We start from the raw sequence: 16,225 nt of genomic DNA on the forward strand, positions 1-16,225 counted from the left end.
AAGTTAGAGATGTGCTCTCAGCTTCTTTCTTTTTTTATTTCTCAATATTCCATTAACCAAACCAACTAGACCAATGGTAAAACAGACCACAAACCAAAATCCGATATTGTATTTATCAATGACAAGTCTATACAAGAAGGTAAAAGAAAACAAGAGCAAACCAATGAGTTGCCACCAACGATCTTTTTCTAGTCTGTAGTCGGTATCTATAACTGGTTGTAAGTTGAACAAAATTTTGATTTCGTTCCACTCCCAGAGAATAAGAATCAGGTTAGCCAACAACATTAAGCCTGTAACCACAGGAGTGTAGGCAAAGTAATAGGATAATGTAATCACAAAGATATTTACAATGATGGGCAGATTGATCAGGGCCCCAAGTTTTGAATAGCGTTGTGTCATCAGCAACATACCAGCGATCAATTGTCCAACGCCTATAAATTTCCAGTATAGGCCAGATTGATACATGGTTTCAAAAAAATGCCACGCACTATCTATCGGGTTTGAAGCGCCACTATCTGTGGTAAATCGTTTTCCTTTTATCTTGATAATACTAGCAAAAACAAAAGCCCCCCCAATAAGATACCGGGTATAGATAATAAAGATTTGTGTCCAGATATAGGTTTTGATTTTTTGCATAGAATGATCTCTAACCTAATAGGAGGACGAATGTTTTTATAGTTTGTTACTCCATGAGGCTATAAAACAAATCAAACATTTCATTCTTGGGAGGTAATGCTTTATTTTATTCGGTCTGTCATAGCGTGATTTGGACTCAGTTGTATAAGGTCCCACAGGTTTCCATAAAGATCTTTGAACACTGCTACAGTTCCATAGGGTTCTTCTATTGGATCTCGCACAAATTCGACTCCTTTTGAAGTCATTTCGTTATAGTCTCTCCAAAAATCATCTGTACTTAAGAATAGAAAGACTCTTCCTCCTGCTTGATTTCCAATAAAAGGTTCTTGTTCTGGAGCTGCAGCTTTTGCTAATAAAATAGTAGTTCCTGTCGAATTGGGAGGAGCAATAACCACCCATCTTTTATCTTGTTCTGGCTGATATGTATCCTCAATAAGATCAAAATTTAATACTTGGGTATAGAAGTGAATGGCCTCATCATAATCTTTTACGACCAATGCAATATGAATGATAGATTGTTTCATTGTATTTTTTGCTTAAAATGAAGATTGCTTAATTACTATTTTTCCAATCTTTTGGTTTGATGAAATAGGTTATTTATAATTTTGAAGAAGACTAGCTCAGTTTATCCAACATTTTTTTGGCTCTACCCGTAACTGATTTTCTTCCGTCGGCTTGTAGTCGTTCCAAATGTGGAATTATCCATTGCTTTAATTCACCGTCTTTTGCAGACCATTGGGTTAGGGTATCCATAGTTTGATTAAGAACAATCCAATCCTTATGATGGGCAAGATTTCCTTTCATGATTTTCTTGGCATGTTCGATTTGGGATTCATTCATATCTTTTTCTAACAATCCAAACAACTGAGAAAGTGTCCATTGCGTAGAGGCTTGATCGATTTTAGAAATTTCATTTAGAAATCGATCAACATAGGGTATAAGTAGCGCTTTGTGGGCCTTACAAATCCTTTTCATCGCATTGGATGTTCTTAATCTCACAATTTCGTCATTACTAAAGTAGCAGTTGAACAACTCATTGAACAGTTCATGTTGAGCAAGAACTTCGTCAACGATTTCTACCGTATTTCCCAAAGAATTGGGATGTCCTCCTTTTAAGCGTTCTTCAAAATTTTTCATTAGTCGCTATTTTGATCGCAGTATATATTAATGCTCTTTGGAGTCATTAAACTGCCATAGTACATTTACGATTTGCCATTTGCCGTTTAATTTTACAATATGCATGTAATCAATCCAATCGTCGGCAATGAGTTTTACAGAAGCCGTTTTGTCAAAAACATCTAGAATAATCACTTCTTTTTTAGGATTTTCTGGAAACTTATCTCCCTTTTGATTATAGGTTTCGGCCAATAATATCATAGCATCTGTAAAGGTTTCTCTCAAGTATTCGGTATTGGTTTTTTTATTTCTCCAAAACGTCCTTTTTACCATTCTGGGGTGTGCAGAACGTTCAAATAATTCTGGTTTTACCAGGTGCTGTGATTCGATATAATCTAGTGCAGCTCTTTTAATGGCCAAAGAATCCTCTTTGGATTGTGCTTTAACGCTCATTGCAAATAATAGGATTAGCGTAAAGGAGAGTGTTATTTTTTGTTTCATAAGATGTAAAATGATTTGTTTAGATAGGTTAAAGCCTGTCAAAATTTGTTGACTGATGATTTTATTTTACGGTTTACATAAAAGTTGTTAACCTGATTGGTTTGAGTATCATAGATGAATAGACCTGGTCTTTCCTGGTCAAGTTGCGATAATAATTCCCCGCTATCATTCCAAACGGCACTTTGCCCATTACTTAAAAAATTATCGCAATAGCCAATGCTATTCGACATAAGGATGGGGATTTTAAATTCTTTAGCCATCGATGGAAAGTGGATGTATGCTTTTTCTAACCCTCGTTCTGGCTTGGCTACGCTAGCTATAAAAACTGTTGCCTCATTCCGAACAGCATTTATAAAGTGTTCTCTTTGTAATGTTTCATAACAGATGCCTATGGCAATTTTCTCTCCTTTCAATTCTAAATACGGAGGGAGATCACCACTTACAAAGTAAGGAAGTTCGTCTTGATGTAGTATTCGTTTTGCATACGTCTTTCTGTTCTTTTTGGTCTGAAAGATTAACATGCTGATGTGTATTCCATTTGGCGCTAATGTTGGCATTCCTACCCCTATTACTATATCATGATCATCCGCTAGTTGTTGAAAAGGGTCAAAAATAGGATCATTAACCTCCAGTGCAAGTGCTTTTGCTAATTCTGGTTCGTAACCTGTAATGGAAAGCTCGGGAAATACGACCATCTCACTGTTTAATGTAATGGCATGTTGAATAATCTTCAAGTGATTTTGAATATTCTCTTGAATGTTACCCTTCAAAGATTGGATTTGAGCAATACAAATTTTCATTGGTTCCCTATTTTCTATTCGTAATGACTATACAGATACGTGTGGGATTTAAATTTACAGAATTAGAAAGAAAAAACGGTTTAAGTTTTTCTTAAACCGTATTCTCAATTGTGTTGGTAATAGAGATCAAATTATATAAGCTCAAATATTTAATGGTCGTGGTGATTTCCGAAAGGTTTGATAATAACACCAATACTAAAAATAAATCCATCGGTTGGAGCATATATTTCAGGAAAAACGGGATCTTCTACAGGTGGTAACACCAAAGGAGAAAATCTACTTTGTCTTCGATCTGTAAAATTTTCAAAATTCATATACGCACTAGCATATTTGAAATTTCGAATAATAAGCAATCCCATACTCACATAATCAGTAGTTTCGGTACCATTAGATAATAATTGTTTCCCGGTGTAGTAGGTTTCGAATCCCAATCGCCATTTTTCACCTTCATACATCCATACGCTACCTGCGTTATGTCTGGCAGTTAATGGTCTTTGTGGGTTCCCTGGGAGGTAGTTCAGTTGCGTATCGATCAAGGCATAGTTTAAAAACCATCTAAAATCCTTGTAGGTAAACTTGATATTGGTTTCTGCTCCTTTACTCACAATTTGATCTGGGGCGTTTTCGAATTCAAAAAAACCATTGTTTGCAGGATTTAGTAATAAACCATCATCAATTACTGTGGCATAAAACAATTGGTTGATAGAAAAACCAATAGTATTGAACAATTGTGTTTGATAGTTTATGTCAAAATTAGCGCCATAGGAGCGTTCTGCATCTACTATAGACTTGTCTATAGCAAGAACATTTTCAAAATTGATGGATTCTGCTTCATCGGTAAAAATATCAGGAATTCGATATCCTAATCCTCCACCGATCCTACTGGAAAATCCGTTATCGTTTTTATACAACAATGATACTCTTGGCAATGGAAAGAAACCAAAGTCGGTATCGTAATCTGCTCTTAATCCGGTTTCGAGTATCCAATGATCCGAAAAGTCATAAATGTTATTGATAAATGCTCCGTAGGTAAGGTCTTTTTGATCGCGTTGTAGTGGTGCATTGTCATTTTCATCAAAGTCCGAAGAATATACGTTTGCACCAAAAATCCAATTGGTTTTGGAGGTTTCTCTTTTATAGGTGATTTCAGAAAAGGTATTGATCTGTTTGCCTTCAAAGTTGAAATTAGGGATAGCAAGACTTCGATCAAAAAACGAAATACTGTTTTTGATACTTAGCGAAGCTATGGAGTCAATTTGGGTTTCGTAAACTGCTTGAGTACTCAACCTTTTGGATAGATTCTCTTCGATATATTGATCTGTGCCGTTATCACCATTTTCAATTCTAGAGATATCCCCTCCAATACGGTCATCATATGTTCCATTTACACCCAACCAAAATGTAGTTTTTTCTGAAGGGTAATAGAAAAACTTAGGATTTAATACTACGGATTTTGTGTCTGGAAGGTTGCTAAAGCCATCATCTTCGGGGTCGTATGCTTTTTGATAATTTCCCGAACCAAAAATTGAGACTCCAAACTTTTCATTTCTTTTGCTGTAAAAAGTATTTACGGTGCTTCCTAAGGCATGTGTTTGAGTCAGCATGATATCTAGTGTTGGTTCCATTTTGGGTGTTTTGGATACCATATTGACCAAACCTGCAATGGCACCACCTCCATACAACGTGGATGAGCTTCCTTTGATGATTTCAAATTGCTGTAAGTCCACGGGTGGGATTTGCAGGATGCTCAAGCCACTTGAGAATCCTCCATAGAGCGGGAACCCGTCTCTGAGTAGTTGTGTGTATCGACCATCTAGTCCCTGTATTCTAATATTGGTATTTCCACTACTTAGTGAAGTTTGTTGCATCTGGATTCCGGTGCTTTCCCGAAGGGTCATCGAGATGTTGACGGGATTCATAGTTACCTTTTCTCCTAATTCTTCGGGTCCGATAAATTCAATTCTCGTAGGGATTTTTTGTATGGTTCTGGTACTTCTTGAAGATTGAATAATGACTTCGTCTAATTCGTCATGCGCTGTTTTTAACTTGAAAACAAGTTTTGAATTATTTGGTATTTGAACACTAGTATTTAGGGGCTCAAAGCCTAAATAAGAAATACTAATAGTATATGTTCCATGAGGAATTTCATTAAACGTAGCGACTCCTTCAAAATTGGTAATTGTTCCTTGATCCAGTGCTTCAAAATAGACGGTAGCTCCGGGTATGGGTTTTTCTTCGGATGCTGAAATTACGGTTATAGTTATTTCAGAAGTCTGTGCCTTTACACAAAGGCATGCTATAAGCGTGAGCATAATGCTCAATCGATATGTATTCATTGAAAATGTAAAGTAGATTAACTAAAAAAATGATTTTAAATCCGTGTATTTTAGCTAATCCCCTTTGGAGGTTGCCAGATATTGGCGAGAAAACCAAATCGATAAATGGATTGATAGGTAGAGAATAATGAGAAAGAAATATCCGCATTCAACTCTAAATTAAAGTTAGGGATGGGTTGATAAGTAATGGTGGTTCCACAACAACTGCAAATGCAAGTTATAGCACACGAATCCTCATTTTCATCCTGATGATTATGGTCATCACCTGTTTCGTTTTGACACAGATCTTCAGTGGGACTCTCATCAGAGCAGGGAACTGCTGGAGGTGAGAATAGGAGAAGTGCTAATATGATTGCAATTACTTTCATAAGGTATTGCAAAGGTACTAAAGTACCAGATATTATTTATTGATTTTTGAAATACAGTGTTTTTTGCTATTTACCTTTTGTTTTTATGTGGAGTTTCCCAATGCCGCACCATTTCTCTATTAAATAGCGTTTTCCTAAAATCTCCTGGTTTTTTTTCATTCATCAGATCTAATGCTCCTTTCTCTTTGATTAACTCTTGAAAATGATCTTCTCTTTGGTCATACTGCTCTTTGTTAGCATAGGTGGTAATTAGGATGATTTCAAAAGGTTGTTCTTCGCTAAAAGGGGTTTCTAATACTTGATAAGATTCGATATACCCTTTCTTTATAGCCATATCACGTAATACTTTCCAGTTGTTTTGATAATAGTAGGTCACCTCTTTTTTGTTATTGTTCAAAACCTGAACAAAATCCATTGTTGAAATTCTTTGGTCTAATTGTCCATAGGACAAAGAAGTAAAGCTTAGGATAAATAGTGTAAGAATAAGTCTCATGGTTTGTTTTTTTTGAATTATTAGATTGTTAAGTGTACGATCATAGTTTAGTGCCCTTAATAAGATAGCTGTAACGAATCGATTCTTCTTTAAGGTGTAAAAAATCCTTACGTCTTTCATCTTTTGTGAAATTCAAGAAATCATCTTCAGATTCAAATAACAAAAAATGAATTTCATAAGGAAGTTCATCCTGCTGGGTAATACAGGTGTCTTTTGTTGGTCTGATACGATATATTAACTTTCCGTTATAGTCTTCAAGCAATGGGATGGCAAATTCTTCGAATTGATGAAAAACAGCTTCTTTACCTTCTTTTACAAAAATCATCATGGTTAAATAAATCATGGGTTTTAGGTGCATAAGGCTTATTAAAATTTAGTGTGTTGATCACAAGATCAAAGAAATTACTGATGTAAATACTTGATGATGATTCCCAATTGCCCAAGATGATAAATATCATGCTGTAACATACCGTTGATTAAAAAACTATAGGTATACTCTCCTTTAAAATCAGTATCATAATATTTCTCATCCAAAAAACTATCGTCTTTTTCTTTTAGAAGATTAATGAGCTGCGATAAGCTAGTATCGTATTCAGATTTTATGCGTTCCCAACCTTTGGTTTTTAGCACTTCATTTGGCAACCAATTTTCTTCGCAGTCATCTGTTTTACTTCCTTTCCCGGTTTGTATTTTTAAAATGGCTTCCTGTCTCCATAGGGTGACATGCGAAAAGATCTCCGCGATACTATGTAAACCTTCAATAGGTCTTGTAAAAAATAGATGTTCGTCAACCTTACTCAATTTACTTTGATAAGAGCTTCCGATCCATATTTTTCCGTGTTGAATCTCTGTAAGTTGGTCAATGATATAGTTGATCAAAGTATTCATATAGGTACTACTAGTAATTAAGAAAAACAGGCTATAAGGTTTGATTGGCTTTTATCATTACCAATACTCAAAAATCCGGGATATTTTTCCTTTTTTAAATTCAAAAAGAGCCATCTGTGGTTCTCCTTTTTCTACTTTTCCATCTTTAGTTTCGATAAATCTTTTTTGAGTAACCACTGCATTTAAACCACTAATTTTATTTACTATTTCGATATCAGTAACCGTTCCATCATAACCCCCGTTTTTTTGATTTCTGACATATCCGTTATACAAATCTTCTCTGCTATACGTTCCTCCGTATTTTGGGTGAACATAGGTAAAGTCCTCTGTAAAAATCTCAAAGACCTTATTAATGTCTTCTACTGTAGAATTTGCCTGAAATATCTTCAGGTTTAGATCATAATATTGCTTAACGATAGCGTTAAGTGAATCTTTATGAGCTTTTGACGCTTCCTGAGCACTTACTTGATGCACTCCTAAAAGAGTAAAAAGAATAATGAAAATGAATTTAGATACGCTCCTGATTATCTGTACTTTCCTACTCATTTTTTTGTTTTAGAAAGTAAGATAATAATGTTTTGCGGTTTTGTATCAAGTATGCTTCTGTTTTAAGGATAGCTTAACATACCTTCGAATGTTCTGAAAATATGAATGTTCAATTCGTATTTTGTAGCGTCTACTTGTGTTTTTTAGAGTTTTGTATGTTATATATCTAGTTTTCAAAGATTTGAATTCTATTGTGGTCTGGATCCATAATAATTACCATTCTTTTTCCGGTTGCTTTGTCAGTTACAACGTTACCGTGAAGTTTAACTTTATTTCTGTTGATATGGTCTATAAAACGATCAAATTCTGATACTAGAAATCCAATCTTAAATAATCCGATTAGTTTTGTTTTGGAATTGTGATTTGGAATTACTTCATGAGGGAGTAAAGCCGAATCTAGTTCGATAAGTTCTATATGAGCATTTCCCCGTTTTAAGTTTGATTGTTTTAACCCAATTTCTGAAACTTCTCTCTTATCAACAACATCGTACCCCAAAATTTCTGTATACCATGCAGAGGAAATATCGATATCTGTTACGATAATTGCTGTGAAATTAGAGTCTAGTTCGGGCACTTTTTTTTCTTGCGCATATCCATGAATCGATACGATACATAAGCTTAAAAACATTACTATTATTTTCATGACAATTGAAGTTTGATATATGATTTTAAATAGCATCCCTTTTCATTACTAAGATGCCAAAACTGTATGAAACCTGAGATATGGACCAAGCTTTACCAATGAAAAGCTTTTGATACAATGCCTGGAGGTTTACCGTTCTTTAATTTCCTTTTTCAATCGTATACAATAGTAACTCTTCATCATCATTAGGGATTTTGGTAGTGCCTTGTAATTCTAGTCCAAGTTTTTCCAATAATTTTTGAGAAGAGATATTGTCTTGTGTGGTTATCGCATGAATGGTGTCAACTCCAAACTCTTCAAAAGCTGCATTTTTTATCCGGTTTGCAGCTTCAAAAGCAAATCCCTTTTTTTCAAATGCCGGAAGAAAGGCAAATCCAATATCAATCCCTTCTAAACCTTCTCTGTCATATAGCCCACAAGTCCCTACTTTTTGATTGCTTTCTTTTGTAATTACAGTATAACTTGAATACCCGAGTTTGATAAGTTGTGGGGTCATTTTTGATCGAATATACTCCCCAGCACTCTCAATCGAAGTAACATTTCGATCTCCAATATACTTGATCCATTTGGGCGTGTTTAACAATTCAAAAATAAATGAAGCGTCCTCTTCTGTGGTTGGCCTTAGATGTAATCGTTCTGTATCAAAAGTTTTGTGTTCTTCCATTGTTTGAAATTGATTGAGAGATGAGAGATTACCACAGGTACTCAGCTCCATCAAATATAAGTAATGCACTTGGTTTTTTGAAGGAATTTTCAAACTCGTGAATGGGTCCGAAGAACTATCAACTTCTCTTAAGCATCAAAGATTTTCTTGGTAGCCAAGGTTTTGTTTATTTGTTCGAGAAAATCAGATTTATTTTTGAAGTTTCCATGGTTTTTGTAGATCCCAGCCATTGAATTTAATTCTTCCATTTCTTTATTGTAAGTCTCTAGAGGATCTACAAAATTCAAATTGTCTCTGTCTATTCTGCCTATTGCAATGGCAGAAGGTATTCTTTTATTACATCTGCAGCCGTTTTTGGGATTATAAACCCCACAATTTGCACCCAAAAAGGAACCGATTAGTTTTCTTGATTTTTCCAGTCTTTTTCTGAAATTTTCTGGAGTGGTATCTACGATTTCGCAGGCGATATTACTTTTTAGTTTCAGAATGCTTCCCAGTATAAAAGCCATACGTAAATCTCTAGTCAAACATTGAAGCATTGCTAAGGTACACCCGGTTTTCATTTCTTTTTCTAATAAATTTTTATCCGGTAAATCATAAGTAGCTGGTTCTTTAATGGATTGCAATTCTTGCGAAAAGGAATCAAATGATAAAGGAGATTTCTCGATAGCGGTTTTTTTCAGACTGATTAAATAATTGGTTGCTACTCGGTACACCCAGGTGTTTAACTTACTGCGATGATTAAACTTAGCAAGATTGGTAATGATTTTTATTAAAATCTCTTGAGTGGCATCTTCGGCATCTGCCCGATTCCATAAAAACCGTAGTGAAATGTTGAATACCAGAGGTTGTATAGCAGTAATGAGTTGTTCAAAACTCTTCTTATTGCCAGCTATGCAAGATGCGATGAGTTCTTTTTCTGTCATGATCCACAGTGTTAGAAACGGGTTAAACCTAAATTTAACCCGTTTTTTTCTTTTATTACTTATTTATTGAAAATTGTCCGTGAGGATTATCTTGTATCATCAACCATTTCCCATCAGGTTGTTTTCTTAAAGTAGCCACCGACAATCCATTTTGTTCGATTTTAGTTCCATCGGGCATACTGCCAACCATGTGCCACGGAGCAATATGGGTGGCAATGTTCTCTGCAATATACACTTCGTGTTCACCAAATGTATATTTTGGATTCATCGAAACAAACTGTGTAAAGAATGTTCTTAGGTTCTCTTTACCTTGTATCGGTTGTTGAGGTTCAAACATTACTATGGCATTGTCTTCATAGGTTTCCAATACACCGTCAATATCTTTTTTCTCAAAGGCGGCTACCATTTGTTGGATAGTACCAAATACTTTTTTTTGTTCTTCATTAAAATTGTGTTCCATGTTTTTACTTGTTTTTAAATGATTTTCTTTTTGCTTTACTTGTGCATTTCCGCTAGAGATGATTCCCAATAACAATGCAATAAATACGAGTGCTGTCTTTTGCATAATTTTTAGAGTTTATGTAATCGATTTGTTTCGGTTACATTGTATTTGACAGTCACAGATGGGAACTGTGAATTTTTTACTAAGAATTTTTTTTAAAAACTTGGATTGTTGGAGATGAAATACCAAAAAGCGGTAATAAGAACTATAACTCTTATTACTGCTTATACCTAATTCCACTTTTTTACTGAAGCTTAAGATTCACTGATGTACACATCTAAATTTAAAAATGCTTTGTCTCTTAACGGTAAAATGAATTTATAATCTTCACTTTCAAAAACTTTCAGTAAACTTTTTTGGCTCGGAAACTCCATAATAGAGACTAGACTTGTGGGGTGGCTACCTACTAATTGACCTTCAATTTTGTATTTGTTGATGGGGGTGCCTCCTGCAGCTTTAAACATAGGCGCAGCAGCTTCAAGATAGCCATCTAACGCTTCTTTTTGGTTTGGATTAATTTGAGCACTAACGATCATAATGACTTTTTCGCTATTCATATTGTTATTATTTTTTAATGGTTAAAAATTTACTCTTACAATTGGGAAATCTGTAGCAGCAGGATTATTGCCAGCCACCAATGCTTGTATACGAGTATATTGAACAAATAATGCATCATCGACCATAGTAAATGTGGTAGGAAATGAATTTGTACCAGCTTGAACGGTTTTTTCTATGGAGGCTGTGGCCCAGTTATCCGTCGATTTTAATTGATAGAGCGCTTCGGTAATTGGGGCAGTGCCTGTAAGATTGTTACTGGAAACTGCAAGTGTATTATTATCCGTAAGCAGAATACCATCGATCGCAGGAATATTGCCATTGGTGATGGTTATTTCAGAAAAACTATTCGGATTTGATAGTGGTATTTTGAATAATTTTCCTTCATCGTATTTGGATACGATTAAAAAATCATCATTGTGATACGTTAATCCATTCAAACCAAAATTCATGGGTTGAGGTTGAAATGCAGCATCCGTAATTAAGGTGGTTACGTTTCCATTGGTATCTATTTTATGTATACTTGGCGAGAAACTATCGCTGACATACATATTTCCTGCTTTATCCAAAACAACATCATTAGCAAGATGTGGGGCACCGTTGGTTAATTGAATAAAATCTGTTTGATTCCCGCTAGATAAATCATAAATGGCAATAGCTGCTAGCTGAGCCAAAGTGGTAGAATCACTTCTTGCTTGGTTAAATCCCGGATCGGTAACACATACTAATAACCGATTGTTTGCTTTGTCAATTTCCATCCCCAATGTAGTAACCAAATTAGGGTTGTCAGCAAAAGTTTCGATGTTTCCATCCAGCGTTACCTTACTTATTTTTCCTTTGGCTACAGAACTTACGTAAAACACATTTTCTTCAGCATCAAAAGCAACACCTTCTGGATATAAACCGTTTTCTTCTATAGAAATCTGATCTGGGATAGAAATTCTAGGTCTTTCGTCATCTTTGTCACATCCAAATATGAGTATAGCAAGACAAAGAGATACTAATTTTACAACATTCATAATCTTTTTTTTTAAAAATTTATGTTGCAAAGATGAGGTGAGAAGTGCCCTCTATGATAGCTCGTTTAGTTCAAAAAATAGCTTATTTGGTCAACAGTTTTTTTGGAGTGACTCCGTATTTCTTTTTAAAAATATGTATAAAATGTGAAGGGCTTTCAAAACCAACTTCGTAAGAAATATCAGCAATGCTTTTGTCAGTGGCATTAATCAAAACCTTTGCTCTTTTTAGTCTTTGTTCCCTCAACCAATGTGCAGGCGAATCCTGAAAGACTTCTTTGAATTTCCGCTTAAAACTTGATACGCTTTGATTAGACAAAAAAGCCCTTTCTTCTATAGTGAGGTTTTTGAAGATACTGTTCTCGATGGTTTCTTTAAAAGATGTATTAGCAACCTTATCTAGTGATAGTAAATAGTTTTGAAATTGATTTTTGGTGTCCGACAATAAAAGGCTAAGCAGTAATTCTTCTAGTTTTATTTGTAAAAGAGGTTGTGCGGTCTTTTGAGGATGATCAAAATAGGGAAGTAGAGATTTGATATAGGTATCCAAATTTTCGGATCGCTCTACCTTGAACATTTTTGATACTGTAGTATTGGCAACTTTTGTCAAGTAACCATGATATTTTTTCTTAAAGGTGTTTAGAAAATCTTCATGAATAAAAAATAAAAGAGAAGAAAACGCTCCATCTTCCAGTATTTTCTCCGAAGTTAAATACGTTCCCTTTTGTACAAAAAGCAATTCATTTTTTTCGGCAGTGATCTCCTGTTCTGTCGAGATCAGTACTTTTTTCCCTTTTAGAATGATAGTGATTACATGTTGTTCTAATTCTATAGGGCGTTTGGAGCATTCTTCCTTTTTGTGAAATTGTATAAAGTTTTGATTGTCAAACTTTAGAATAGCATCGGTTTGCTCCGGTTGAAATGGATTGGGGATGTTAAAACTCATTCCATAAAAATAGAGGTTACCAGCGTATAAAAATGTCGTATTTAGGTCATTTTAAGGGATTTTAAGACCTTTTAACAATAAGTGAATTCCTTTAAAATATAAATAACAATGGTTTGATGATCTCAAACCATTGTTATTTTATTTTTATAACTGCATATAATACAGTCAATATTTGCGATTTAGTTATTAATATAGTCTATAGCCGTTTGAAGAACATTTTCGTCTGTGGTAGACGTATCAGGAGTAATAGATATTGATCCATAAAGAACTTTATTCCTATCCGCCATAGATTCTACCGCCAAAAACAATGTTGAACCATCTAACAAAGAAAATCGAGCATTGTCGGCTGGAATACCGCAGGTTCCACTTCCAAAACTTCGAGTATTATCTCTACCAATAAAAGATATAGCAACTGCCTCTGCGCCAGAAGCAACCCCATTATTAATTAAAACGGCTACTTTGGTATTGGGATTGATCAATTCATAAGGATTTGGTACTACTATTACTCTTCCCTGATCTAATCTGGACGCTCCATCTTCATAAGACCAGGCTTGCATATTATCATCTGCATCTATAAAAAAACCTGCAGTTCCTTCTCCCAAAATAGGTCCGATACCGGCTATCATCGCAAACATATTACCGCCCAAGTTATCTCTTAAGTCAACAATCCAACCGTTGATATTTTGGTTATCCTGAGATCTAATATCTTCGTGCATATTTTCGGCAAATGCTACAGCTTCAGCTGTTGTTCCTCGGAACCCATTGACACGTACGTATCCAATACCATCAGGCACGGAGGTAACGGGGGAGATATTCGAAAGGCTACAAATTGACGGAGTGGCAGCAAGAAATGTTCCATCTTCTTTTTCGATGAAACTACTGTTTTCTCCAAGTAACCGCAATGCAAGAATTACGGCCTCATCAGTTTCATCAAAGGTTTGTGCATCCGCAGCTGCATTTAAAACCTGAGTTCGAAAATTATCCCAATCGATGGTCTTTCGATTCATTGAATTGGCTTGCATCTGATCCACCAAGTTGTTTAAGAAATTGGTTACTCTGGTATTGTTTGGACCATCATCATCAGAGCTACAGGATACGATGATAAACAGGCTGATAATGAATAGGTATTTTAGATTTTTCATAGTAATTACTTAACGTGTTGTTTTTGGATGTTTATTGTACGTGTATGAACAAGGCAAGAAGTTACCACGCATTTTGTAAATTTTTTACCTATTGTTTTTCAAAGAGTAATATCTTTTATCTTTTTGGCCGGATTTCCCGCAAAAATGGTGTTTTCGGGAACATCTTTTGTCAATACTGCACCTGCTGCAATAATTGAGTTATCCCCAATTCTTATGCCTCCTACAATTACACAATGTCCCCCGATCCAGACATTGTTTCCTATAGTTATGGGTTTCGCAAATCCAGACTTGTGTCGATCGACAGGATGTATGTTGTGCCCTGCCGTATACATACCAACATTAGGCCCTATCAGACAGTTGTCACCTATTCGTACTGCTGCCATATCTAATATGGTGCAGTTAAAACCTGCATAAAAATTCTTGCCCACATGTATATTATATCCTAAATCACAATGGAAATTATGCTCTACAAAAATTCCAGAGCCAACAGTACCCAGAAGTTGAGTTAATATTTCTGTTTTTATACTTTCCTGTTCGTAATCCACTGTATTGAATTTTTGCAAAAGTCTTCCTGCTCTTACAAAATCCTTTTTAAGGTTCTGATCACCTCTTTGGTATTCGATCTTTTCAGGATTCATAGGACGTCTAGGTTTATTTTACGCTGTGGTGAATGATTCACTATAATTTTACTCATATCCTATTTCAATATTTGGGTGAGATATACAATTCCAAATATCCATCCAGTATATAAAGTGGTATACCCCAGAGCATAGAAGGCTGAAATTCCAATTTCACCTTTGGTATCTAAGGATTTGGAAAAAACAAGCTTTAGCGCTCTGAAAAAGATCCAATACATCATTCCAACAATTATTGAAATTGAAATCCAGAAAACGGCTTCTAATAATAGCAATAAGATAATGAAAAGAATGGTCAACACTATCCATAGGACTATTGATAAGACAATTGCTCCGATATCATCATCACCATCGATGTCTGGTAAATCCGGGATAGTTCCCGATTTACCAATCAAATTTCCTGTTTCGAGGATTTTAAAGTTGGGCAAATCGTCTTTTAGTCCTATTCCGGTAAAAAGACCATACGTCATAAATGAAAACAGAGCAGTAGCAATAATGGATAGCGATATGTATAAGTTGGAAGTTATGCTACGATTGTAATTTATCCCGGTAAGATACACTGTGAGTGCGGCAATTATGACTACGATTAGGGATATAAAGAATACCGACTTACCACTTAGGTACGTTTTTTTTATTTTCAATATCTAGTTGTTTTTATTTAAAGTGTTTCTACAATTTGAATGTTATTCCCGCATGTATCATTAAAAACAGCAAATTTTACAGTTCCCATCTCTTTTGGTTTTACACTAAAAACTACATCAAGCTTGCAAAGCCTTTCATATTCGGCATCCACATTATCAACATCAAATTGTGTATACGGAATTCCTGCTTCCATCAATGCGTCTTGAAACACTTTGGAGGGTTCAAAATGATTTGGAGCTGGTTCTAATAATAATTCTGGTCCGTCTTGCCAATCTTTGGATACCAAGGTTATCCATCTGTTTCCTCCCTCCAACGGTGCATCCTTTTTTATGAGAAAGCCTAATTTTTCAGTGTAAAATTGTAATGCTTTTTCTTGATCTCTTACCGGAATGCTAATTAGTGTTACTTTCATCTTTGATCTATTTTTATTTGTTTTTCAAAGTTTAGAAGTCTGTATCTAATTTGCTTCTCGAAACTTGCTCTTTTTGAAATTTGCTAGGTGATTTCCCTGTTTTTGTTTTAAATAATTTACTGAAAGAGCCTAAACTTTCAAAACCTACCGCAAAACAGGTTTCTGTAACAGTCATTCCGCTTTTTAGATATTCTTTTGATTTCTCAATCCGTTTATCAATTAAGTATTGTCTGGGTGTAAGTCCATAATACCTTTTAAATAGCCTTTGTAAATGATATTTGGAAGTAAATCGTATGTGCGATAAAACGTCTAGCTTTAAGTCTTTCTCAAAATTATGATCAATGAAATGACGAGTGTCTATAATTGCTTTAATCTGTGCATCATTCGAATAACAGGCATTTTTGATATGATTGAGTTTTTCTTGATAGAATGTCATTTCTGGTTCATTTGGAATGGTG

At 35.0% G+C, this 16,225-nt stretch carries 23 protein-coding genes; all 23 read right to left on the bottom strand.

All coding sequences use genetic code 11. The annotated features are described in order from the left end of the window. Positions 1-3: 3 nt before the first annotated feature. The 23 genes from ACXAGJ_RS10590 to ACXAGJ_RS10700 all read right to left on the bottom strand — a co-directional run bounded on the left by ACXAGJ_RS10590 (position 4) and on the right by ACXAGJ_RS10700 (position 16,203). Positions 4-636, bottom strand: coding sequence for a hypothetical protein (locus ACXAGJ_RS10590; protein WP_474839618.1), 633 nt, complete (start codon positions 634-636; stop codon positions 4-6). 101 nt (positions 637-737) lie between these two features. Next, positions 738-1,160 carry a VOC family protein gene (locus ACXAGJ_RS10595; protein WP_474839620.1) on the bottom strand — a complete coding sequence of 141 codons (423 nt, stop codon included), beginning with the start codon at positions 1,158-1,160 and terminating at the stop codon, positions 738-740. A gap of 91 nt (positions 1,161-1,251) precedes the next feature. Further along, positions 1,252-1,773: a hypothetical protein gene (locus tag ACXAGJ_RS10600; protein ID WP_474839621.1), complete on the bottom strand. Its 522-nt coding sequence runs from the start codon at positions 1,771-1,773 to the stop codon at positions 1,252-1,254. A 27-nt stretch (positions 1,774-1,800) separates the two neighbouring features. Continuing rightward, positions 1,801-2,253 (bottom strand): nuclear transport factor 2 family protein, encoded by a 453-nt coding sequence (locus tag ACXAGJ_RS10605; RefSeq protein ID WP_474839622.1) that lies wholly within the window; start codon positions 2,251-2,253, stop codon positions 1,801-1,803. 38 nt (positions 2,254-2,291) lie between these two features. Next, a complete protein-coding gene (locus ACXAGJ_RS10610; protein ID WP_474839623.1) occupies positions 2,292-3,053 on the bottom strand; it encodes a carbon-nitrogen hydrolase family protein in 762 nt (253 codons plus the stop codon). Between the two features lie 149 nt (positions 3,054-3,202). Continuing rightward, positions 3,203-5,365, bottom strand: coding sequence for a TonB-dependent receptor (locus ACXAGJ_RS10615; protein ID WP_474839624.1), 2,163 nt, complete (start codon positions 5,363-5,365; stop codon positions 3,203-3,205). 74 nt (positions 5,366-5,439) lie between these two features. Beyond that, on the bottom strand, positions 5,440-5,757 hold the full coding sequence (locus tag ACXAGJ_RS10620; protein WP_474839626.1) for a DUF6660 family protein: 318 nt from the start codon (positions 5,755-5,757) through the stop codon (positions 5,440-5,442). Between the two features lie 70 nt (positions 5,758-5,827). Continuing rightward, positions 5,828-6,250 carry a hypothetical protein gene (locus ACXAGJ_RS10625; RefSeq protein ID WP_474839628.1) on the bottom strand — a complete coding sequence of 141 codons (423 nt, stop codon included), beginning with the start codon at positions 6,248-6,250 and terminating at the stop codon, positions 5,828-5,830. A gap of 40 nt (positions 6,251-6,290) precedes the next feature. Further along, complete coding sequence (locus tag ACXAGJ_RS10630; protein ID WP_474839630.1) at positions 6,291-6,593, bottom strand: hypothetical protein; 303 nt, start codon at positions 6,591-6,593, stop codon at positions 6,291-6,293. 59 nt (positions 6,594-6,652) lie between these two features. After that, entirely contained in the window at positions 6,653-7,138 is a 486-nt protein-coding gene (locus tag ACXAGJ_RS10635; RefSeq protein ID WP_474839632.1) for a DinB family protein, read from the bottom strand. Positions 7,139-7,195: 57 nt separating this feature from the next. After that, positions 7,196-7,684 (bottom strand): nuclear transport factor 2-like protein, encoded by a 489-nt coding sequence (locus ACXAGJ_RS10640; protein WP_474839634.1) that lies wholly within the window; start codon positions 7,682-7,684, stop codon positions 7,196-7,198. Positions 7,685-7,850: 166 nt separating this feature from the next. Beyond that, positions 7,851-8,327: a VOC family protein gene (locus tag ACXAGJ_RS10645; RefSeq protein WP_474839636.1), complete on the bottom strand. Its 477-nt coding sequence runs from the start codon at positions 8,325-8,327 to the stop codon at positions 7,851-7,853. A gap of 139 nt (positions 8,328-8,466) precedes the next feature. Then, complete coding sequence (locus ACXAGJ_RS10650) at positions 8,467-8,991, bottom strand: GNAT family N-acetyltransferase (RefSeq protein WP_474839638.1); 525 nt, start codon at positions 8,989-8,991, stop codon at positions 8,467-8,469. 128 nt (positions 8,992-9,119) lie between these two features. Further along, on the bottom strand, positions 9,120-9,917 hold the full coding sequence (locus tag ACXAGJ_RS10655; RefSeq protein ID WP_474839640.1) for an RNA polymerase sigma factor: 798 nt from the start codon (positions 9,915-9,917) through the stop codon (positions 9,120-9,122). Positions 9,918-9,972: 55 nt separating this feature from the next. Continuing rightward, entirely contained in the window at positions 9,973-10,482 is a 510-nt protein-coding gene (locus ACXAGJ_RS10660) for a YybH family protein (RefSeq protein WP_474839642.1), read from the bottom strand. A 191-nt stretch (positions 10,483-10,673) separates the two neighbouring features. Then, the gene (locus tag ACXAGJ_RS10665) at positions 10,674-10,976 is read right to left on the bottom strand and encodes a DUF1330 domain-containing protein (RefSeq protein WP_474839644.1); all 303 of its coding nucleotides are present in this window, start codon (positions 10,974-10,976) and stop codon (positions 10,674-10,676) included. A 21-nt stretch (positions 10,977-10,997) separates the two neighbouring features. Continuing rightward, positions 10,998-11,993 carry an SMP-30/gluconolactonase/LRE family protein gene (locus ACXAGJ_RS10670; RefSeq protein WP_474839646.1) on the bottom strand — a complete coding sequence of 332 codons (996 nt, stop codon included), beginning with the start codon at positions 11,991-11,993 and terminating at the stop codon, positions 10,998-11,000. A gap of 82 nt (positions 11,994-12,075) precedes the next feature. Then, entirely contained in the window at positions 12,076-12,936 is an 861-nt protein-coding gene (locus tag ACXAGJ_RS10675) for a helix-turn-helix domain-containing protein (protein ID WP_474839648.1), read from the bottom strand. Positions 12,937-13,115: 179 nt separating this feature from the next. Beyond that, on the bottom strand, positions 13,116-14,078 hold the full coding sequence (locus ACXAGJ_RS10680) for a S41 family peptidase (protein WP_474839650.1): 963 nt from the start codon (positions 14,076-14,078) through the stop codon (positions 13,116-13,118). A 98-nt stretch (positions 14,079-14,176) separates the two neighbouring features. Then, positions 14,177-14,716 carry a sugar O-acetyltransferase gene (locus tag ACXAGJ_RS10685; protein ID WP_474839652.1) on the bottom strand — a complete coding sequence of 180 codons (540 nt, stop codon included), beginning with the start codon at positions 14,714-14,716 and terminating at the stop codon, positions 14,177-14,179. Positions 14,717-14,775: 59 nt separating this feature from the next. Continuing rightward, a complete protein-coding gene (locus ACXAGJ_RS10690) occupies positions 14,776-15,354 on the bottom strand; it encodes a hypothetical protein (protein ID WP_073317879.1) in 579 nt (192 codons plus the stop codon). A gap of 17 nt (positions 15,355-15,371) precedes the next feature. Continuing rightward, entirely contained in the window at positions 15,372-15,767 is a 396-nt protein-coding gene (locus ACXAGJ_RS10695) for a VOC family protein (RefSeq protein WP_474839653.1), read from the bottom strand. 31 nt (positions 15,768-15,798) lie between these two features. Next, the gene (locus ACXAGJ_RS10700; RefSeq protein WP_474839654.1) at positions 15,799-16,203 is read right to left on the bottom strand and encodes a helix-turn-helix domain-containing protein; all 405 of its coding nucleotides are present in this window, start codon (positions 16,201-16,203) and stop codon (positions 15,799-15,801) included. Between the last annotated feature and the right edge of the window lie 22 nt (positions 16,204-16,225).

Source organism: Aquimarina sp. AWH4_224, assembly GCF_056160245.1.